This is a genomic window from Trichocoleus sp. FACHB-90 (genome assembly GCF_014695505.1).
Taxonomy (GTDB): domain Bacteria; phylum Cyanobacteriota; class Cyanobacteriia; order Cyanobacteriales; family FACHB-T130; genus Funiculus; species Funiculus sociatus.
This window is the reverse complement of the sequence record NZ_JACJOK010000069.1, coordinates 177,308-198,591: the sequence shown is the minus strand read 5'-3', so window position 1 is coordinate 198,591 and position 21,284 is coordinate 177,308. Positions and strand designations below refer to the sequence as shown.

19 protein-coding genes and 1 pseudogene are annotated in these 21,284 nt (G+C 46.1%); 9 read left to right on the top strand and 11 right to left on the bottom strand.

Features of this window, described 5'->3' with window-relative positions:
• The first annotated feature begins 72 nt into the window (after positions 1 to 72).
• The 4 genes from glpX (at position 73) to H6F74_RS20370 (ending at position 6,213) form a co-directional block, all read left to right on the top strand.
• Complete coding sequence (gene glpX / locus H6F74_RS20385) at positions 73 to 1,110, top strand: class II fructose-bisphosphatase (protein WP_190444005.1); 1,038 nt, start codon at positions 73 to 75, stop codon at positions 1,108 to 1,110.
• 86 nt (positions 1,111 to 1,196) lie between these two features.
• Positions 1,197 to 2,483 carry a glutamyl-tRNA reductase gene (locus H6F74_RS20380; RefSeq protein ID WP_190444004.1) on the top strand — a complete coding sequence of 429 codons (1,287 nt, stop codon included), beginning with the start codon at positions 1,197 to 1,199 and terminating at the stop codon, positions 2,481 to 2,483.
• A gap of 42 nt (positions 2,484 to 2,525) precedes the next feature.
• Complete coding sequence (locus H6F74_RS20375; protein ID WP_190444003.1) at positions 2,526 to 5,525, top strand: UPF0182 family protein; 3,000 nt, start codon at positions 2,526 to 2,528, stop codon at positions 5,523 to 5,525.
• A 169-nt stretch (positions 5,526 to 5,694) separates the two neighbouring features.
• Positions 5,695 to 6,213 (top strand): hypothetical protein, encoded by a 519-nt coding sequence (locus tag H6F74_RS20370; RefSeq protein ID WP_190444002.1) that lies wholly within the window; start codon positions 5,695 to 5,697, stop codon positions 6,211 to 6,213.
• A gap of 236 nt (positions 6,214 to 6,449) precedes the next feature.
• On the opposite strand, the gene H6F74_RS20365 is transcribed toward H6F74_RS20370, so the two are convergent.
• The 5 genes and pseudogenes from H6F74_RS20365 to H6F74_RS20345 form a co-directional block, all read right to left on the bottom strand.
• Complete coding sequence (locus H6F74_RS20365) at positions 6,450 to 7,199, bottom strand: amino acid ABC transporter ATP-binding protein (protein WP_190444001.1); 750 nt, start codon at positions 7,197 to 7,199, stop codon at positions 6,450 to 6,452.
• Positions 7,165 to 8,634 (bottom strand): ABC transporter substrate-binding protein/permease, encoded by a 1,470-nt coding sequence (locus H6F74_RS20360; RefSeq protein WP_190444000.1) that lies wholly within the window; start codon positions 8,632 to 8,634, stop codon positions 7,165 to 7,167. Before H6F74_RS20360 ends, H6F74_RS20365 begins: the two co-directional genes overlap by 35 nt.
• Before the next feature lie 238 nt (positions 8,635 to 8,872).
• Positions 8,873 to 9,070 (bottom strand): annotated as a pseudogene (locus H6F74_RS20355) (carbohydrate porin); the annotation flags it as partial.
• A gap of 198 nt (positions 9,071 to 9,268) precedes the next feature.
• The gene (locus tag H6F74_RS20350) at positions 9,269 to 10,054 is read right to left on the bottom strand and encodes an ABC transporter ATP-binding protein (protein ID WP_347269537.1); all 786 of its coding nucleotides are present in this window, start codon (positions 10,052 to 10,054) and stop codon (positions 9,269 to 9,271) included.
• Between the two features lie 79 nt (positions 10,055 to 10,133).
• The gene (locus H6F74_RS20345; RefSeq protein WP_190443998.1) at positions 10,134 to 11,051 is read right to left on the bottom strand and encodes a branched-chain amino acid ABC transporter permease; all 918 of its coding nucleotides are present in this window, start codon (positions 11,049 to 11,051) and stop codon (positions 10,134 to 10,136) included.
• Positions 11,052 to 11,235: 184 nt separating this feature from the next.
• Here H6F74_RS20345 and H6F74_RS20340 point away from each other — a divergent pair, with 184 nt between their 5' ends.
• From H6F74_RS20340 to H6F74_RS20325, 4 genes are all read left to right on the top strand, one after another.
• A complete protein-coding gene (locus H6F74_RS20340) occupies positions 11,236 to 11,412 on the top strand; it encodes a hypothetical protein (protein ID WP_206756334.1) in 177 nt (58 codons plus the stop codon).
• Positions 11,413 to 11,501: 89 nt separating this feature from the next.
• Entirely contained in the window at positions 11,502 to 11,759 is a 258-nt protein-coding gene (locus tag H6F74_RS20335; RefSeq protein ID WP_190443997.1) for a cytotoxic translational repressor of toxin-antitoxin stability system, read from the top strand.
• Positions 11,760 to 11,788: 29 nt separating this feature from the next.
• Complete coding sequence (locus H6F74_RS20330) at positions 11,789 to 12,112, top strand: hypothetical protein (RefSeq protein WP_190443996.1); 324 nt, start codon at positions 11,789 to 11,791, stop codon at positions 12,110 to 12,112.
• Positions 12,052 to 13,638, top strand: coding sequence for a glucose-6-phosphate isomerase (locus H6F74_RS20325; protein ID WP_190443995.1), 1,587 nt, complete (start codon positions 12,052 to 12,054; stop codon positions 13,636 to 13,638). Before H6F74_RS20330 ends, H6F74_RS20325 begins: the two co-directional genes overlap by 61 nt.
• Before the next feature lie 498 nt (positions 13,639 to 14,136).
• Here the strand turns inward: H6F74_RS20325 and H6F74_RS20320 are convergent, their stop codons facing one another.
• The 4 genes from H6F74_RS20320 to H6F74_RS20305 form a co-directional block, all read right to left on the bottom strand.
• The gene (locus tag H6F74_RS20320; protein WP_190443994.1) at positions 14,137 to 17,325 is read right to left on the bottom strand and encodes a DUF4347 domain-containing protein; all 3,189 of its coding nucleotides are present in this window, start codon (positions 17,323 to 17,325) and stop codon (positions 14,137 to 14,139) included.
• A gap of 434 nt (positions 17,326 to 17,759) precedes the next feature.
• Positions 17,760 to 17,984 (bottom strand): hypothetical protein, encoded by a 225-nt coding sequence (locus tag H6F74_RS20315; RefSeq protein WP_190443993.1) that lies wholly within the window; start codon positions 17,982 to 17,984, stop codon positions 17,760 to 17,762.
• A gap of 136 nt (positions 17,985 to 18,120) precedes the next feature.
• The gene (locus H6F74_RS20310; RefSeq protein WP_190443992.1) at positions 18,121 to 18,792 is read right to left on the bottom strand and encodes a 2OG-Fe dioxygenase family protein; all 672 of its coding nucleotides are present in this window, start codon (positions 18,790 to 18,792) and stop codon (positions 18,121 to 18,123) included.
• A 286-nt stretch (positions 18,793 to 19,078) separates the two neighbouring features.
• On the bottom strand, positions 19,079 to 19,840 hold the full coding sequence (locus tag H6F74_RS20305; protein ID WP_190443991.1) for an aldolase/citrate lyase family protein: 762 nt from the start codon (positions 19,838 to 19,840) through the stop codon (positions 19,079 to 19,081).
• 111 nt (positions 19,841 to 19,951) lie between these two features.
• Here H6F74_RS20305 and H6F74_RS20300 point away from each other — a divergent pair, with 111 nt between their 5' ends.
• On the top strand, positions 19,952 to 20,617 hold the full coding sequence (locus H6F74_RS20300; protein WP_190443990.1) for a response regulator transcription factor: 666 nt from the start codon (positions 19,952 to 19,954) through the stop codon (positions 20,615 to 20,617).
• Between the two features lie 22 nt (positions 20,618 to 20,639).
• Here the strand turns inward: H6F74_RS20300 and H6F74_RS20295 are convergent, their stop codons facing one another.
• Both H6F74_RS20295 and H6F74_RS20290 read right to left on the bottom strand, forming a co-directional pair.
• Positions 20,640 to 21,116, bottom strand: coding sequence for a low molecular weight protein-tyrosine-phosphatase (locus H6F74_RS20295; protein ID WP_190443989.1), 477 nt, complete (start codon positions 21,114 to 21,116; stop codon positions 20,640 to 20,642).
• A complete protein-coding gene (locus tag H6F74_RS20290; protein ID WP_190443988.1) occupies positions 21,082 to 21,225 on the bottom strand; it encodes a hypothetical protein in 144 nt (47 codons plus the stop codon). The genes H6F74_RS20295 and H6F74_RS20290 overlap by 35 nt, the downstream gene beginning before the upstream one ends.
• Positions 21,226 to 21,284 lie beyond the last annotated feature (59 nt).

Here is a 21,284-nt window from a genome sequence, read left to right as displayed (position 1 = left end):
CCTCTGATAGACTTCTAACTGGAATCGCCAGATAAAACGTCGCCAAATCAAGCACTTGGGAGGACAGTCTTCGTGGAAAATACGCTGGGATTAGAAATTATAGAGGTAGTTGAGCAAGCTGCGATCGCATCGTCCCGATGGATGGGCAAAGGCGAAAAGAACACGGCTGACCAAGTAGCCGTGGAAGCTATGCGGGAGCGGATGAACAAAATTTATATGCGGGGTCGCATTGTCATCGGCGAAGGCGAACGGGACGACGCTCCCATGTTGTATATCGGGGAAGAAGTTGGCATTTGCACCCGCGAAGATGCTAAAACTTTCTGCAACCCAGATGAATTGATGGAGATTGACATTGCCGTTGACCCTTGCGAAGGCACCAACCTGGTTGCCTACGGTCAAAATGGTTCAATGGCAGTGCTGGCGATCGCTGAAAAAGGCGGTTTGTTTGCAGCTCCTGACTTTTACATGAAAAAGCTGGCAGCTCCGCCAGTGGCACGGGGTCATGTAGATATTAACAAGTCCCCTACCCAAAACCTGAAAATTCTCTCTGAGTGTCTGAACCGCTCGATTGAGGAACTGGTGGTAGTAGTGATGGATCGTCCCCGTCACAAAGAATTGATTCAGGAAATCCGGCAAGCTGGTGCCAGAGTGCGCCTGATCAGCGATGGTGATGTCTCTGCTGCTATCTCCTGCGCCTTCTCCGGTACTAATATCCACGCTTTGATGGGAATTGGTGCTGCACCAGAAGGCGTTATCTCAGCCGCCGCCCTGCGCTGTCTGGGTGGACACTTCCAGGGTCAATTGATCTACGATCCAGATGTGGTGAAAACAGGCTTGATTGGGGAGAGCAGAGAAAGCAACATTGCGCGACTCAACGGGATGGGTATCACAGACCCAGACAAAGTTTACAACGCTGACGAACTAGCCTCTGGCAAGACGGTTCTGTTCGCAGCTTGTGGCATCACCCCTGGAACACTCATGGAAGGTGTCCGGTTCTTCAAGGGAGGGGCAAGGACTGAAAGCCTGGTAATTTCCAGTCAGTCGCGCACGGCTCGGTTTGTGGATACTATCCATATGTTTGAAGAGCCAAAGCAGCTGCAATTGAAGTAAGACGTTAATGACTAATGGCTAATGGTTAATTAGCCATTAGCTATTAGCGATTAGTAATTAGCAATTAGTAATTAGCAATTTAGCAAATGAATATTGCAGTCGTAGGTCTTAGCCATAAGACAGCGCCAGTTGAAATTCGGGAAAAACTCAGTATTCCAGAGGCAGCGTATGAAGGTGCGATCGCCCACATTACCAGCTACCCTCATATTCAAGAGGTAGCGATACTTAGCACCTGTAACCGTCTGGAAATCTACATCGTCGCTCAAGAGACTGAACAGGGAGTCCGGGAAGTTATCCAGTTTCTCTCGGAATACAGCAAGTTACCTATGCACCAGTTGCGGCAAAATTTGTTTATGTTGCTGCACCAAGATGCTGTAATGCACTTGATGCGGGTGGCAGCTGGGTTAGATAGTCTGGTGCTAGGAGAAGGGCAAATCTTAGCTCAGGTGAAACATACTCACAAATTGGGGCAGCAATACAAGGGTATCGGCAGCATTCTGAATCGTTTGTTTAAAAGTGCGCTCACCGCTGGGAAGCGCGTCCGCACCGAAACCAGTATCGGTACTGGGGCAGTCTCGATCAGCTCGGCTGCTGTAGAATTAGCTCAAGTTAAAGCGCAGAATTTGGCAGCTTGTCGGGTGGCAATTGTCGGCGCTGGGAAAATGTCGCGGCTTTTGGTGCAGCATTTAGTTGCAAAGGGAGCCGTCCACATCACAATTCTGAACCGCAGTTTAGATAGGGCGCAAGAATTGGCGCGTCAGTTCCCAGAGGCCCAGTTTCAACTGTATCCGCTATCAGAAATGATGAGCGCGATCGCCCAATCGGATTTGGTGTTTACCAGTACCGCTTCTGTGGAACCGCTGTTGAACCGCTCAAAGCTGGAAATACACATAGAGGCGCATCGGTCTTTGATGATATTTGATATTTCCGTACCGCGCAATGTGGATGGGGATGTCAAGGAAATGGAGAACGTGCAGGCGTTCAATGTGGATGATTTGAAGGCGGTAGTGGCGCAAAATCACGAAAGCCGTCGCAAGATGGCAATGGAAGCGCAAGGGCTGCTAGAAGAGGAGGTGGATGCCTTTGATGTCTGGTGGCGATCGCTGGAAACTGTTCCAACCATTAGCTGTCTGCGCGACAAGATGGAAACTATCCGCGCCCAAGAGTTAGAAAAAGCTCTATCCCGCTTGGGGAATGAGTTTGCGGAAAGACATCAAGAAGTCATCGAAGCACTAACTCGCGGAATTGTTAATAAGATTCTGCACGATCCGATGGTACAGTTGCGATCGCAGCAAGATATCGACGCCAGACGCAAAGCGATGCAATCGCTGCAAGTATTGTTTAACCTGGATGTAGGTGAACAATTTAGCTAATAGCCAATGGCTATGAACAATTAGCCATTAGCAATTAACATAATGAATCGAATTTTCCGATTAATTGTACTGCTACTGGGGGTTTGGCTAGGTTTCGATCTAGTCGCACACCTAGTAGCAGATGTTTTTTGGTTTCAGGAAGTCGGGTATTTAGCGGCGTTTCTTCTGAGGATAAAAACTCAGCTGTCGTTGGGTGCGATCGCATTTATCGTTACAGCAGGCTTTTTACTGGGCAATTTATATCTCGCCCATCGTCTCAAATATCCCAACGAGATCCCTCCAACCCTCCTAAAAAAGGGGGGCTTTTCTCCCCTCTTTTCAAGAGCAGCTAGGGGGGATCAAATCTTAACCGAATATAGGGGAGAATCCTTTTTTTCACCCAGTCCCCAATCCCCAGTCCCCAATCCCCAGTCCCCAGCCTCCAATCCCCAATCCTCAGCACTGAAATTGCGATCGCTTCTAGTAATCACCATCGCCCTCAGTTTGCTGATTGGGTTAATGTTGCTGCACTATGGTCAAATAGCCGTAAGCTATTGGCATCCCAATCTCAACTTGCCTAATATATCTCCACCCGTGCCAGTGTGGATTCAGCCAGAGTTGATTTTGGTTCAAAGTAGGAAGATACTATCTAACAGCTGGCAGATAGTTGTAGTGTTGGTATCGGCGGCGCTGGTTTTTAGTTTTCCGCAGTTTTTGGTAACAGCGATCGCTGTTGTCATAAGTTTATTTTTTGGGTTAGTTCTCTCAAGTCACTGGGCGAGAGTTTTACAGTTTTTTCATCCCATAAGTTTTAATAGCATTGACCCATTATTTGGGCGCGATATCAGCTTTTACGTATTTAGTTTGCCAATTTGGGAGTTATTGGATTTTGGGCTTTTCGGACTATCTTTGTATGGTTTAGTAGCAGTAACTCTGACATACTTAACCTCCGGGAACAGTATTAGTCAAGGCATATTTCCGGGATTTTCTAAAGCGCAACTGCGGCATTTGTACGGACTGGGAGGATGTTTATTTAGCGCGCTGGCGCTGCATTATTGGCTGTCGCGCTATCAATTGTTGTATTCCACCAGTGGCGTTAGCTATGGTGCCAGTTACACTGATGTCACAGTGAAGTTGCCGTTGAATACAGGTTTGAGCATTTTGGCAGTAGCGATCGCGCTTTTCCTGTTTTGGCGAACAATGCAATTTAAACTAAAAGTTTTAAAATTAAAATTCTTTTTAATTGCATTTTTAAGCCTTCATGTTTCATTTTTCATTGTCTTACCCTTCGTAGTACAACGCTTAGTTGTTCAGCCTAACGAACTCCGCCGAGAAACACCTTTTATTAAACGCAGCATCGCTTTCACACGTCAAGCATTCGATCTAGAGGATATTGAAGTACAAACCTTTAATCCCACAGATCAACTCACCGCAGCTGATTTACAGAATAACAATCTAACTATTGATAATATTCGCCTTTGGGATACGCGGCCACTTTTGCAAACTAATCGCCAGTTACAGCAAATCAGACTTTATTACAAATTTCCCGATGCTGATATCGATAGATATACTTTAAAAAGCGAGGTTATTGCTCCAAAAACGCCCCCAACATCAAGACAACAGGTACTCATCGCTGCACGAGAATTAGACTATACCGCCGTTCCCCAACAAGCGCAGACTTGGGTAAACGAACACCTAGTTTACACTCACGGTTACGGTTTTACCCTTTCTCCAGTAAATACAGTAGGCCCAGGCGGACTACCAGACTATTTTGTAAAAGATATTGGCACGGAGGCGGGTGAAGCTGGCACTTTAAAGACATCTAGCGAAGCAGTTCGAGCTAGTATTCCTATTGAAACGCCTCGGATTTACTACGGTGAAATTAGCAACACCTATGTAATGACATCAACAAGAGCTAGAGAGTTAGATTTTCCGAGTGGCGACGATAATGTTTACAATACTTATGATGGTCGCGGCGGTATTTCTATCGGTTCTTGGTGGCGGCGGTTGTTGTTTGCCGAGTATTTGAAAGACTGGCAAATGCTTCTGACGCGGGATTTTACGCCAGAAACTAAGTTGTTGTTTCGCCGCAATATTAATCAGAGAATTCGAGCGATCGCGCCTTTTTTGCGATACGATGGCGAACCTTATTTGGTAGCTGCTAATACTGGCGACAGCGAGACTCAAAGTTACTTGTACTGGATTGTGGATGCTTATACAACAAGCGATCGCTATCCCTACTCAGATCCAGGCAAGTATGACTTTAACTATATGCGGAATTCCGTGAAAGTCGTCATCGATGCTTACAACGGTTCTGCTAACTTTTACATTGCCAATCCTACAGACCCAATCATTAATAGCTGGAGTGCTATCTTTCCGGGACTCTTCAAACCCTTAAACGAGATGCCAGCTACCTTACGCAGTCATATTCGTTATCCGATGGACTTTTTCAACACCCAATCGGAACGATTATTAACATACCACATGACAGACCAACAGGTGTTCTACAACCGCGAAGATCAGTGGCGCATTCCGATGGAAATTTACGCCGCCGAACAGCAAGCAGTAGAACCCTACTTTCTAATTATGAGACTGCCAACAGCCCAGGAAGAAGAATTTATCCTGCTGTTACCCTTCACTCCCATACAACGCAATAACTTAATTGCTTGGTTAGCGGCGCGTTCCGATGGTGATAACTACGGTAAGCTGTTACTCTACCAATTTCCTAAACAGGAATTAATCTATGGAACCGAGCAAATTGAAGCGTTGATTAACCAAGATCCGGTTATTTCCCAACAGATTTCTCTGTGGAATCGTCAAGGTTCAAGAGCAATTCAAGGGAATTTATTGGTAATTCCAATTGAAGAATCGCTGCTTTATGTTGAACCTCTTTATTTAGAAGCAGAAAGAAACAGTTTACCGACTTTAGTGCGCGTGATTGTTGCCTATGAGAACCGCATCATCATGGCAGAAACTCTCGATCAAGCACTCCAGGCTATCTTCCAACCAGAAAACCCGTCAACTCCTCCAATTATCCGTCCAGTGGAGGAGCCAGCTTTATAGCACCAAAGACACCAGCAGCAATTTCTACCTAGAGTACGATATCGGACAGAGCAACGATTTTCAAAACTATATACTAAATGCAAAAGGCTGGCGTAAAGGTGCAACAAGTCTATTGCTCTTGATACGCGATCGCTACTAAAACAAGTTAAAGAAGTCGCTATTGAAGTAAATGTACGCATACAGAACGGAAATTGAGGATGCAGTAGAGCTTTTGCACGAGCAAGTAGAAAGCTTAAAGCAAGAGCTGCATTACAAAGAGTTAGAACTGCAACACATACAGCAAGAATTGATTTTTACAAATCAGGAGCTATGTGCTGTACTCGCAGTGAAGCAGCTAACTCTTGATGAGGCTAAGGAATTAGCTAAAAGCATTTTGGCAAGCCAGAACATTACTGGCGAATCTCTGTGTGAACTCCTCAGTGCTATCTATGGTACTCCAGTCAAAGCCGATGAGTTGCAGCAAACAGACACAGCAAGTTCTATTACTTGTCTGACAAACGCTCACCCTAATAATGCACCTGACCCTTTCAAGGGAAGTGAACTTAGAACTAAGTTTACTTCGCTGGCAGAGCAAAGTGATAAACTTCAAGCTCAATCTAACAGGCTTAAACAACAAGCTAATGAAGTTAAGGCTCACTGTAGAAAGCTCAAAAGTCAGCTTCATGAATGTGCCAAGAATGTTAGTTAGCGCTCACCCTAAAGGATGGCGCTACACAAACTCTCGTCCGGCTACGGATACTTTATTGTAATAAACAGCGGCTTGCAGCCGGATGAAGTACAGGCTATGTAGAGAGATACGCGACTTCTTGAAGAAGCCGCGTATCTGTATACTCACCCGAAAAGCGCTGTAAAAGCCTAGGTCAGCAGGCTTTTTTTTTGCCCTTTACCTTTCGGGAAGGCGCGCCTACACTCATCCGGCATTTTTTACAGCATCTTTTCAAGAAATTGCTTAGCGCGATCGCATTCTGGATTTGTAAAGAACTTGCTAGGCGGTGAGTCTTCCGCCAGCATACCTTTATCCAAAAACAAAATTCGATTGGCAACTTCTCGCGCAAACCCCATTTCGTGGGTGACAATTGCCATTGTGATCCCAGTTTTGGTAAGGTCTTTCATCACTTCCAGCACCTCTTTCACCATTTCTGGGTCGAGTGCGGAGGTGGGTTCGTCAAACAACATAATATCAGGCTTCATTGCCAAGGAACGCGCGATCGCTACCCGCTGTTTCTGTCCCCCTGACAACTTAGAAGGATAAACATCAGCCTTTTCTGCCAAGCCAACTTTACTCAACAATTCCATTCCTTCTCGCCGCGCCTCCTCCGGCCAAACATTTTTCACCTTTTTTGGTGCATACGTCACATTAGAAAGGACAGTTTTGTGAGGGAATAAATGAAAATGTTGAAATACCATCCCGACATTTTGACGAACCTTCATAATGTCCGTTTTTTGCGAGGTGATGTCTGCTCCTTGGATGTAAATCTTACCTGAAGTTGGCACTTCTAGTAAATTCATGCACCTCAAGAAAGTGGATTTACCAGAACCCGAAGGCCCAATAACTGCCACAACTTCCCCGTGTCCAATCTCAGTAGAAATTCCTTGCAAAACCTTGAGGTTGCCAAAAGATTTATGCAAGTTATCAACCTTAACTGCTGCGTTGTAATCTTCGTTCGAGTGCATAACCCCCCCATGTTAAACTCATGACCATTAAATAGTAAATTGCACCTGCAAATAGCAAAGGTTCAAAGTAGATATATTGTTCGGCTCCCACAATTTGGGCGCGGCGTAACAAGTCAGTTACACCAATTGTAGAGACTAATGCTGAGTCTTTCAGTAGCGCAATACTCTCATTCACCAATGCTGGCAAAATGTTTTTTATCGCCTGTGGCAAGATAATATCTAGCATCATTGGTCTGTAGGGAACGCCAAGGGATAAAGCTGCTTCCCGTTGTCCTTTATCAACTGCCAGAATACCGCCGCGAATTGTCTCAGAAATGTAAGCCCCTGAGTTGAGAGTAAAGGTAATTACACCTGCTAACAAGGCGGGGATATTGTAGCCAATCAATTGAGGCGTCGCGTAATAAACTAAAGCTATTTGCAACAGTAGTGGTGTGCCTCGAAAGATAGACGTGTAAGCTGTGGCGAACCAAACCAACGGCTTGAAGGTAGAAATCTTAAACAACGATAAGATTGTTCCCCAGATGAATCCTAAGACTGCTGAGATGGCAGTAAATTGGAGAGTAATTAATATTCCCTTTAGAATGAAAGGAATCCGAGGCCTTATCTTAGCAAAAGCTAAGCTGGAACTACTAGCTGGGGTTTCAGTTTTTCCTTTGTTTTCAAACCACTTTGTCACCAACCTGTCTATTTCCCCGTTCTGTTTCATTTCTGCCAGAACGCGGTTGAAGTCATTGACTAGCGGCGAATCTTTGGCGAACGCGATCGCACTCCCTGCTTCTCCAGTATTGGGAACAGTATTAAATTCCAAATCTGGGTTATTGGCGATAAAACCTTTGGCGATTGTATCTTCGATAATTGCAGCGTCGATACGATTTGATTTAACTTCTTGGATGATCTCCCCAGTCTTGTTTAGGGCGACAAGATTTGCACCTTTTATTTCTTTAGCAGCTTTTTCTTGAGTTGAACCCAATTGAACGCCAACTTTTTTCCCTGCTAAACTTTCAGGTGTGGTTAGGTTGCTACCTTTTTGAGCAACAATTGTGTTTTTGGCTTCATAGTAAATATCGGAAAAATCTACATTTTGTCTCCGTTCTGCTGTCGGTGTCATTCCAGCCATTGCAAAGTCAGCCCGGCCTGATTGCACAGCAGGAATTATGCCGCTAAAATCTGTATCTTTAATATCAAGTTGAAACCCTAACTCTTTGGCAATATAGTTGGCAATATCTACGTCAAAACCAACAATATCAGCGCTACCACTAGCAGTATCTCGAAATTCATAAGGTGGATAATCCGCTGACGTGACCATCACAAATTTTTTACCTTGATATTGGGGCGATTGTCCTAAGACGCGATCGCTTCTCCAACCTCCAAAAACTAAACTTATCGTCAGCGCAACAGAAAATAAGATGAAGAAGAGCCATTTCCTTTTTGGCATGGCTAGGAATTCCTTAATAGTTTTGATTATCAACATTTAACCCTTTAACTATAGGATGATTTCTACTATCTTAAGGATGAGATTTTGTTAACGAAAAGTTACATTTTATAAGTAGAAAGGGCGAATAGAATTCGCATCTATACAGACTAAACCCGCCTATGCGGGTTTCAAAAGTCCGCCTATGCGGACTTTATTTGTGTAGCCGCGAATTCTATTCGCCAGGGATATTTGCTTTATCCTAAAAAATGAAACTTGTTCTCACCACACCAATCACAGCATCAGGATTTCGATCGTCATGGTTAGGCGCTGTTAGCCAAAAGAAACCAGGAGTAATCGAAATATTTTCTGTTAACTGATATCTATAGAAAGCTTCGATGTGATATCCCGTATCGCGATCGCTTCTTTGTCCGGGAGGTAAACCAATAGCCTGCGCTAAAGCACTTTTTATATTTTTTTTTGATTTATATGCACATCGTTTGATAGATATTTATTAATTTCAAAAGTAATTAAATTTCAGCTATAAGATAGATTAAAAAATAAATATTTTTTGTTAAAAAAGGTAAAAAAAAGAAGAATTAGACAGAACAATAGAAACATAGTAAATAATCTTCTTTCTTTTGCCTTCCCAAAAAGCTTACTGCCCCAAATAAGCTTCTAAAACTTCTGAGTTGCGCTGAATTTCTATCGGAGTACCTACAGCAAGATTGCGACCTTCCGCGAGAACCCAAACGCGATCGCATAGTGACATAATCACGTCCATATTGTGTTCAATAATCAAAAATGTCATCCCCTCGCGATTCCATTGGGTAATGTACTCGCAGATTTGATTAATCAACGTCGGATTCACCCCCGCCGCTGGTTCATCCAACAAAATCAACTTCGGCTGAGTCATCAGCGCCCGCGCCATTTCCAGCAACTTACGTTGTCCGCCAGACAGCGCACCTGCGTAGTCCTGCGCCTTCGCAGCCAAACCCACAGATTCCAACATACTCATCGCCCGTTCCCGCAGTTGCTTTTCTTCTTTCACAACCAGATGCGGCTGAAGCCAGACATTCCAAAAGTTCTCGCCAGTTTGCTTCTGCGCCCCTAAGAGCATATTTTCCATCACCGTCAGCCGCGACAGCACCCGCGCCACCTGAAACGTGCGAACCATCCCCATCTGGGCGATTTGATACGGCTGTAAGTGTTCAATAGGTTCGCCGTCAAAAATGGTTCGCCCTTTATCTGGGCGAATAAAATTAGACAAAAGGTTGAAAAGAGTAGTTTTGCCAGCACCATTCGGGCCAATCAGCCCAGTGATGCTACCTTGAGCTACACTAATTTCGGCATTATTCACCGCCCGGACTCCGCCGAAGCTTTTGCACAGTCCAGTAGCGGCTAATAAAGATATTTCTGTTTGGGGTTTTTGGTATTCTTCCACCACATCAGAACTGTTTTCGACATGGTGGCTGCTACCGTTTAAAGAATCATCAGAAAGCGAATTGGGCGGAATGTGAGAATTATTTGCCAAGGGTCAATTCCTCTTTTTTACCCAAGATACCTTGCGGTCGCCAAATCATCAGCAACATTAAAATTAAACCAATCAGCATAATTCGCAACGCCCCCAAACGCGCACTATCGATGTTAACAAGTCCGGGAAGGATAAAGCGAGTTGCCTCGAAATATGCCGAGAAAATAATTGCTCCTAGTATAGTACCTAGATTGCTCCCAGCACCGCCCAAAACCACGATTGTCCAAGCGTTGAAAGTAATTAGCGGCTCAAAGTTAGTCGGGTAAACTGTTTTCAGATACCAAGCATAGAACGAACCAGCGACACCCGCGATCGCGCCTCCCAACATAAACGCTTGCAACTTGTACCAAAAAACATTCTTTCCCAACGCTTTCGGTATTTGCTCATCTTCCCGGATAGCTTTCAGCACTCGACCCCAAGGCGATCGCACCAACCTCTCCAGCAGCCAAAAAGTCAGCCCCAACACCAACAGCGACAACACCATCAACCCAATATTCAAATCTAGTGGCAGAGAATCTAGTGGCAGTGCATACCCCGATCTCCCTACTGAAGTACGAGCTTGCACCCCAAAGCTGCCAAAAGTCAACTCTTCCTCATTCAGCGCCACCAGACGCAGCAACTCGGCAACCCCAATAGTAACAATCGCCAGGTAATCCTCCCGCAACCGCAGCGTCGATAAACCAATCAACAGTCCCAACAGCGCCGCCACAGCTGCACCAATCAAAACCGCAAAAATCAGCGGTACGCCTTTCATACTCAACAATACTGTGGTATATGCACCAACAGTCATAAAGGCAACGTGTCCAAAATTAATCAGCCCCGTAAAGCCCCACTGTAAATTTAACCCCAGGCTAAACAGCGCAAAGGTCGCAGTAAAAGTTACCAAAAAAATTAGATAGCCAATCATGTCACGCTTGTGAAACGTAATGAAACAATGGACTTGAGACTTTAGACTTTAGACTATCTAGAGTCCTCTAACAAGGGGCAACCGTTTTATGAAAACAGCACCCGAAGAAAGAAGATGTTAATTTGTTCAGTGGTATTTAAGTATGAATTTTGTCAGAGGCCGGTTACAACGCTTAATTGCTAAGATGCCTAAGTTAATCGAGAAACTAACTGATGATAACTTGGAAGACACTTGGCAAGTTCTACAACAGGTTTATTATGACCTCTATATGCTCAAAGCCATCCAAGAGTCGAAGCAAAGCGTACAGCCGGGGGAAAGCCTAACCCGCGAAGAGGCTATACGTATGTTGCAATTCCCCTAAGTTTTTCCATCACTGGGGAAATGTGTTTGGCAGCATGAAGAGTGCAAAATAAATTGGGTGTGCCGATTAAAATAAGCTAAAGCTGGAAAGTGAAACTAGAAGTGCGCTACGCCCGGTCTTTTTTGCGCGACCTTAAAAATTTAGAGTACGCGGCTAGAGAACGCATCTATGAATTCGTTTTTGAAGAGTTCCTGCGGGTCAATCAAATTTATGACCTACCGGAATTACAGCGACTCGGTTCCGATACCATTTTCTACCGCTTCAGTATAGATGACTATCTGATTGCAATTGAGGTAACAGGGCATATTGTTAAATTCCTGCGGGTTCTGCCTAAACCGGATTTGTAAGTTGGGGACTGGGGATTGGGGATTGGGGAGTGGGGATTGGGGATTGGGGATTGGGAATTGGGGATTGGGAATTGGGGATTGGAAGGAATCTTACCCAGCCCCTAGTCCCCAGCCCCCAGTCCCCAGCCCCTAGTCCCCAGTCCCTTCTCTTAGGGAGACGAAAAGAAATTTTGAATTTCAGTTCTGGGTTGTTTCGGCACAAATACCGAATTTTAAACTGTAAGCACAGAAGTAATGCGATCGCTTACCTTACACTTGTGTTGACTGAAAACACGCTTGGTGAGATTCGCTTATGGATGCAGTGGCACTTTGGCAACGGTACCAGGATTGGCTCTACTATCACGAGGGGTTAGAATTTTACCTCGATATCAGCCGGATGCGGTTTGATGATGAGTTTGTCCAATCGATGCAGCCGGGGTTTGAGAAGGCGTTTAAGGAGATGGCAGAATTGGAGGGAGGCGCGATCGCTAACCCCGACGAAAACCGCATGGTCGGACACTACTGGCTGCGCGATCCCGACTTAGCCCCCACCCCGGAAATAAAACAACAGATTGTCAAAACTTTAGAAAAAATTGAAGCCTTTACCCAAAAAGTCCATAGCGGGGGAATTAAACCCCCCAACGCCCCCAAATTTACCGACATTATCTCCATTGGCATTGGCGGTTCAGCCCTTGGCCCTGAGTTTGTCGCCGAAGCCCTAGCGCCTGATTTCCCGCCCCTGGCAATTCACTTCATCGACAACAGCGATCCCGCTGGTATCGACAGTATCCTCAACAAACTCAAAGACCGACTAGCCAGTACCCTAGTCTTAGTCATCTCCAAATCTGGGGGAACGCCAGAACCGCGCAACGGCATGATTGAGGTGCAAACAGCCTTTGCTGCTCAGAATTTGAACTTTCCCCCCCAAGCCGTCGCCATCACAGGAGACGGCAGCAAATTAGACCAGCAGGCAAAGTCAGAAGGCTGGTTAGACACCTTCCCAATGGAAGACTGGGTGGGAGGACGAACTTCGGAAATGTCAGCCGTGGGCTTGGTTCCAGCCGCTTTGCAAGGCATCGACATCCGCGCTATGCTTACTGGTGCAAAAGAAATGGATGCCGCTACCCGCATCCCTAAGCTGAAAGAAAACCCAGCGGCACTGCTTGCCCTCAGCTGGTACTTCGCTGGCAACGGCAAAGGCGAAAAAGACATGGTGGTGTTGCCTTACAAAGACAGCCTGCTGCTATTCAGCCGCTATCTGCAACAGCTGGTGATGGAATCTTTGGGCAAGGAAAAAGACCTGGACGGTAATATCGTTCACCAAGGCATCGCCGTCTATGGCAACAAAGGCTCAACCGACCAACACGCCTATGTTCAGCAGTTGCGAGATGGGGTTCCGAATTTCTTCTTAACCTTTATTGAAGTGTTACGCGATCGCTCTGGCAACTCCCCAGAAATAGAGCCTAGTGTCACATCAGGCGACTATCTATCCGGTTTCTTGCAGGGAACGCGACAAGCTCTTTACGAAAATCACCGAGATTCTATCACCGTGACGATTGGGCAAGTCAATCCCCGCATGGTGGGAGCGTTAATTGCATTGTATGAGCGGGCTGTTGGATTTTATGGAATCCTTGTCAATATCAATGCTTATCACCAACCGGGGGTAGAAGCTGGTAAAAAAGCTGCCGCCACCATTCTCGACTTGCAGAAACAAGTTTTGCAAGTCCTACAGGAAGAAGGCGCTGCCCTCTCTCTTACCCAATTGGCACAGAAAGCTGGTGCTTCCGATCAAGTTGAGGCGATTTACAAAATCCTGCGGCATCTCCATGCCAACCACCGGGGTGTTGCCTTAGAAGGCAATTTCGCAAAACCAGCAAGTTTGATGGTTTCCGCCACCTAATTTCTTGTTTTCTCGTTCCCAGACTCAACCGGGAAAATAGCTCGTTTGACCTCTCCCCAACCTCTCCGGGAGCAAGGGGAGGGGCAACAGGCTCCCCTTCCCGCACTTCGTGCCGCTTCGCTAACGTAGGCGGAACTGGGTGATTAGGTTTTTCAGAGGTGGTAGTGTTTTTGTGGGCGAGGCTCCAGCCTGGAGTTTAGACTAAAAATAGGCGATCGCTAGAGTAATTTAATCCCCTGGATCATCTGGGAATTGTGGTTGGTGTAGAAAATCTCCAGGTTGGAAACAAGAGCAATCTCGCTAACGTAGAATCACATATCCTGTGCTTAACAAAGGTACTCAAATTTTTAATTCTCGACCCTCAAGAGCCGCGTAGCTTGGCTCTAAACTCCAGTGAGTGGCTAGAGAAGGAATATTGCACTCTAAAAATTCCGGGGTAATGCCTTTGGCATTACCCCGGAATTTTTTACATCTTAAATCAATGCCCCGGCATCAGCATCAAAGAACAAAAAGGTCATTATTAGTCATCGCTAAGCCAGTCGAGAGTTGAGCTACTTGGATTTGTGCAGCTCCACCTTTACCATCAACATCAAAGAACAAACCACCCGTACTCTGGTTGTAGATAAAGCGATCGCTGCTATCAGCTGCACTAGCACCCAGCCAAAACTGTTGGGTGGTAATTGCAGCTCCAGTAACTAAATCGCTACCAAAGTTATCACTGAAAACGTGGATCGTATCTTCAGCAACATTAAAATCAGCAATGGTATCCGCCCCTTCACTAGGGCTGGCAAAGACAAAGATATCTGCACCTTTACCGCCTTTAAGCAAATCATTGCCCGTACCGCCAAACAGCGTATCGTTATTGTAATTGCCTACAAGGGTGTCATTGCCAGCGCCACCAATGAGAGTATCATTCCCAACTTTTCCTCGCAGGAAGTTGTTAGCTGCATTCCCAATCATCAGGTTGCCAGAATTGTTACCGATCCCACTAATAGCACTGTCACCCTCAAGCGAGAGATTTTCAATGCCAGGGCTGAGAGTAGTGCTAACCGAAGTCACGAGGAAGTCGGTGAGCATAGCTGTACCCGTTGGAGTGGCGATAGTGGCGTTGGTGGGATTGGATAGATTAACGCTAAAAGATTCCAGCGCTTCGCTTAGGGAGTCGTTAAGAATCGGGACGCTGATAGTAGCGGTAGTTTCTCCAGGCGCAAACGTGAGTTGTCCAGAGGTGGCGGTGTAGTCTGAGCCAGCTGTAGCACTCCCGCTGACAGTGGCATAGTTGACTGTCACCGATTGGGTGCTAGCGGCTGATAGGCGAACTGTGAAAACGGCGTTGGGGGTGTTGCTGTCGCCTTCGATGACGTTGGTACCGATGATTCTGAGAGTAGGTGGGGGATTGACAGTAATACTGGCTGTCTCAGCAGCGAAGCTGAAAGGCGTTGCCCCGTCACTGATACTGATACTCGCGTTCACTCCCGTTGTGCCGCTAACAAGTCCGTCTGTAGCATCCCAAGCCCGGAAAGTAATGCCGTTTGTAACAGTACCGCTATACTTAGCACCCGGAACGAAGCGGATGCGATCGCTTGCGGTGTCTGTCAAAACTGTGGCATTCGTGGCGGACACCACAAAGTTATTCCAGGTATTCCCATCATCAATGGAGTATTGCCAGGTGCCATTGGTATTATTGACGGCGGTGACGGCAATTCCTTCAACAGCACCTGCGTCTGAGTCGGTAATAGGGTCGCCGTTAGCGCCACTGGCAATTAGGGCAGAAACCAGGGTGCCAGTATTGCTGGCATCACCTTGGTTGATGGTTGTTAGGGTAGGATTCCCCGTGTTGTCCAGTACGGGGGCGCTGTTGTTAGCGGCGACAAAGATATCCTTTTGACCGTTGGTATCACCACTCACTAGAGTGCTGGCATCAGAATGAAACGCTACATAGCGTCCATCGGCTGATAGGGAAGGGGAATCTGAGTGAGTATTCCCCTGAGTACTGTCATTAGAGAGGGAGAGGCGACTGGTGGTACCTGTCTGTCGGTCGTGGATAAAAATATCCCTTTGACCGTTGGTATCGCCACTCACCAAGTTGCTGGCCAGAGAATTAAATGCTACGTAGCGCCCATCAGCGGAAATGGAAGGATTGAGAGAATAGTTATTCCCCTGAGTACCGTCACTGGCAACTGAGAGACGGCTGGTAGTGTTAGTCTGTTGGTCGTAAACGAAAATATCGGATTGACCGTTGGTATCGCCACTCACCAAGTTGCTGGCACTAGAATAAAACGCCACATAGCGTCCATCAGCTGAGATAGAGGGGCTGCGGGAGGAGTTATTCCCCTGAGTTCCGTCATTGGCAACCGAGATCCGACGAGTCGTGTTAGTCTCTCGGTCGTGGACAAAAACATCGGAGGTGGTGTTAGTATCGCCACTCACCAGGTTGGTAGCAAAAGAAGCAAAAGCCACATAACGTCCATCAGCGGAGATGATGGGTTCGTAGCAGTAGTTATTCCCCTGAGTGCCGTCGCTGGCAATCGAGACGCGGCTGGTCGTGTTAGTCTCTCGGTCGTGGACGAAAATATCGGATTGACCGTTGGTATCGCCACTCACCAAGCTACTGGCATTGGAAAAAAACGCTACATAGCGCCCATCGCCGGAGAGAGAGGGGTCGTAAGAGTTACCGCCTTTATAAGTGCCGCCACTGGCAACGGAAACGCGGCTGGTAGTGTTAGTCTCTCGGTCGTAGACGAAAATATCGACACTTCCAGAGGTATCGCCACTCACTAAAGTGCTAGCCTGAGACTCAAACGCTACATAACGTCCGTCAGCGGAGATAAACGGGTCGTAGGAGTAGTCATTCCCCTGAGTGCCGTCACTAGCAACGGAGACGCGGCTAGTAGTGTTAGTCTCTCGGTCGTAGACGAAAATATCGGAAGTGTTGTTAGTGTCGCCACTCACCAAGCTGCTGGCAGTAGACTGAAACGCCACGTACCGTCCGTCACCGGAAATAGAGGCGTACTCTGAAAAGCCATTCCCTTGAGTGCTGTCACTAGCAACGGAGACGCGGTTGATGGGAAGAACAGCGCCGTAAGCCTCCCTCACCAACTGCCCAAATGCTAAATCGGCTTTGATGTTTCCAGTGGTGAATTCTAGTTCCCAGTCACCGCCTTTTGCCTCACTACCAGTGCGGTTGGTAGAAGCAGCGAAAACTGCTCCTGTCAGTTGACTCAACTGTTGCACGAAGGCTTTCCCCACCTGACCCGCTGCCACATCGCAACCATACAGGAGAATGTCGGCATCAGCTGTCAAGGCACCTGTCCACTGCTCCCAAAAACTGGTGTAGGCTTCCAAGTTGTCAGAATTGAGCAGGGTTGACCCCAGTTGCAAATTGCCTTCGCTGCCGTGGGAGACAATATGAACGCTACTGATGTCGGTGCGGTTTGCCAACACCTGTGTAATTTGCACTACTCCATTCTGCAAAGGGTCAAGGATAATTACCTCAGTTGCTGGTTTGACACCAGCAACAAGACTTTGGTAATCCTCAACTGTAGAGTCAATGAAGACGATTTCTTTTCTTGGGGAAGCTGAGATGAGAGAAGTCACTTCTCTGGAGTTGCCACCACTCTTGGTGCCATTAAAAGTGGGATTTAGTTCTTGACTTTGAGAATAAGAGTTATTCCAGAGATTTCGCATGATTAATTTTCTGGTAGATATCTTGTTTAAACATCACAATAGGGATGCTTTTGCACTTGCAAAAGTATCACTTTTCAACGCCCTGAATTAAATAAAAACTCAATAACGCCGCCCTCTTAGAGCAATTGATGATATTTATCCTTTGCCTAAATTAACTGGCTCATTTCCTGGGCGTAAACCGAAGCTTTACTGAAATCGCCGAGTTATTTAGTAAAGTTTGGATAAAGATTTGAACCCTTTATCCGACCTGGCAAGTGCTTAATTAGAAATACTTAGGGTTATTAGTAATTCAAGTTATTGGTAAAGCAATTTTGGCTTTGGCAATATCCGTAAACATACGGAATAACATGGAAAATATAGGTAATTAGGGGATAAGGTGGCGGCGTTGGTAGACAGAAGAGGAGGCGTATTAATTACCGAGAAGGGCGATCGCTTCAAACGTAGCAACTATTCAGATAAATCCCACCAATAGGAAAAAACGATGCGATCAGTTTTTCAGCTTTGCTGGTGCGCTCCACGCGATCGCGCCGAACATCTTCTAATTCATCTGACAATCGGCTTTTCAGTTGGCATTTGAGCCACCAACCGTAATCTTCAGGATTTTTGTGATGGTGCTGTTGCAAAACCGATATCAGTACATTCCTTTGAGCGATCGCCATCTACTTGCAGCCACAATTCCCTACAAGCTTGAAAATGCAAAAGCATTGCTAAAAAAAAACGAGGCAGAGTTTCGATTTTCTCAAACAATCGAAACTCTGCCTTCAGTAAAAATCAGAAATTAACAACTTCCCATTTTTAATCTTTCAGTAAACTTGGGCAAGTCAGAACAAACACATCCCGCGTACCTTTACCAGAAACTAGCGGTTGGATAGGAGTAGTGTAGTGAAAAAACTCGTCATCATTGACTAATAGCAAGTCCCCTGGATTGAGGATTTTATGAAAAACTGGACTCTCCTTTTTGGATTTATACAGTTCGGTTTCCCCGCCTTGAATATTGTTCCTATCCACAGAAAATATCCCGACAAAATCAGTGCCATCTCTATGAATGCCTTCAGGAGCTGGATTTCCATAATTATCTGGCGAACAGGTAGTTCTGATTTGATGAACTCCAATTTCAACAGCTTGTTTGTCGAGTTGACAGTAATCAATAAAAGCCAACACCAGCTTTTTAAAATCCTCAAGCTTTGTCATGGCATCATCGAGTTCAGCAAACTCTCTCTTAATGTCCCCCAGTAATGGATTGTATTTTTTGCTTTGGAACAAGTAGCCATGAGGCAGCTTGATTAACTCATCCCCCAATACTTTGAAGCGAGATAACCGTCTAAAGCGATAATTACCTTTGATATAAGGGTCAACAGGAAGATTGGTAAAGAATGGCTTAAACTCCTCAATGTTTACTGACTTGACTTTGTGCAAAGTAAACATCATGGCATAAGCCAAATTTTTGACTTCAGATAGCGTTTGCATAGCTTTTTCTCCAATAAGCATTGATCCCTATATATTCAGCCTCTTTATGAGGACTCTATATCAAGCATAGATTCAGAAAAATAAAAAACTATTATATTTGATACAAAACTCATATAAATTTTTGATGAAGCTGATTGCCATTTTGTGTAGTAGCCCTAAATGATTCGTGAAGGTGAGATCCCCGACTTCTCCAAAAAGTCGCGGATCTGAAGAGCTGGCTCACAACTCAAATAGAATTGGTATATAAGACTTGCGGTTATCGCATCTTTACGCCTGCTAAAAAACTTTAAGACCGCACCGCATGAACCAACGCCTGGCACGCTTTTAAAAAGATGCCTACATCCACGCCTAGCCCGACATACTGAACCCCAGCATCAATCCACTGCTTCGCGGTTTCCGGATTATCGGAAAAGGTGCCAGCAGCTTTCCCAGCGTTGCGGATGCTGGTAACGCATTTCTGCATCAAGTCAATAACCCGCGAGTCGCCTACCTGACCGGGAATTCCCAACGATTGTGACAGGTCATAAGGGCCGAGAAATATAACATCGATGTGGGGGACACTGACAATCTCTTCGATGTTTTCCACGCCGCGCCTGCCTTCGACGTGAACGACAATTAAAGACTCTTGGTTTAGCCGATCGGTAATTTGCGTGCCATCTGCCCCATACACACCAGCCCTGGTGTAGAATGATAGACCGCGAGAACCAAGCGGGCTATACTTGGCACCACGCACAACGTCTGCTGCGTCGGCTTGGGTTTCAATCTGAGGCACCTGGACACCTGCGCTGCCGATGTCTAGCGCTCGTTGGATTTGTGGCGCGTCATTCTTGCTGATGCGTATAATAGGTGCTAATCCCACGCAGTCTGCTGCACGGCATAGGTCTTCGGCAACTAGCGTGTTTAAGGCACCGTGTTCCATATCAATGACAGCGAAATCAAATCCGGCGTGTCCGCAGATTTCAATAAATGCGGGATAGGCGCAGTTGATAAATGGGCCTATGACGACTTCGCCCTGCTGGAGTTTTTGTTTGAGTCGGTGTTCACGCATCCTCAGCTTTTACCTCAATGGGTAGAAAAGTTGCCTAAAACTTATAATGTTTTAATCTTATAAATAAAATTGACTTATTCTAGGGGTTAAGTACGCTGTTTCCTGTTTGCCATGCCTTTGCTCATCCTGGTTGCCGATGACGATCCAGGGATTCGTCTTTCTATTAGCGATTATCTGGAGCTTTCTGGCTATTCGGTCATTACAGCCGAGGATGGTCAAGCCGCACTCGGCTTGGTTGAGAAGTATCATCCTCATTTGCTGGTGACAGATATTATGATGCCTCGGATGGACGGCTACGAACTGGTGCGGCAGCTTCGTCAACGTCCAGCCTTCCGGTTGCTACCTGTGATTTTTTTGACAGAGCGTGCCAGTACCTCAGAACGGATTCAGGGGTATAAGTTGGGGTGCGATCTTTATCTGCCCAAGCCGTTTGAACTGGAGGAGTTGGGGGCGGTGATTCGCAATTTGTTGGAGCGATCGCAAATGATCCAAGTCGAGTGGCGATCGTTCATCCAAGGTGGAGCTGCACCAACACAAGAAGTCGAAGCTTCTCCGCTTTCTCCACCTGTTGCTTCCGTGACACTCAACCTCACTCAGCGAGAACAGGAAGTTCTAGATCAACTCACCAAAGGTCTATCTAATGGCGATATCGGCAACAAGCTGCACCTCAGTCCTCGGACGGTGGAAAAGCACGTCAGCAGTCTGCTGAGAAAAACGGAAACCAACAACCGATCCGAATTGGTGCGTTTCGCTATGGAGCATCGTTTGGTGGAATAGTCAATAGTTAATAGCTAATTGTTTAAATGCTATTAGCTCTAATGTGTTGCAGCAGCCCCTCACAGGCATCTAAAAGTAAATCTATGACTTTATTAAATCCTTCCGGGCCCCCATAGTAGGGGTCAGGAACTTCCTTGGCAGTATGGTGGGTGCAGAAGTCACACATTAGGCGCACTTTGTCCTGATACTTGAGAGCTGGATCAAGGGAGAGGATATCTTGGTAGTTCTCTCGATCCATTGCCAAAATTAAATCAAATTCCTCAAAGTTTGACTTTTGAAATTGCTGCGCTTGACCCTGAAGCGTAATTCCACGTGCCTTAGCGGCTATTGCCATGCGTCTGTCTGGAGGACTACCAATGTGATAACCTCCAGTACCCGCAGAATCGCAGCTAATGCGATCGCTTAAACCTGCTTGCTCAATCAAATGGTTCATGATGTTTTCTGCCGCAGGCGAACGGCAAATATTACCAAGGCAGACGAATAATAACTTGTAGGGCATATGGTAAGATATCTACTTTTGTACTCTTATGCAGTAACGATTCCCTAAATACCGCACCAGCATTTAGGGAAAAGTCTGTTGGCACAGCAAATTCATCATAGGTTGTCATCTACCACGCTGTTAAGTTTAGCAACGAAATTGCAGCATAGCGCGATCGCTTGCCGAAGG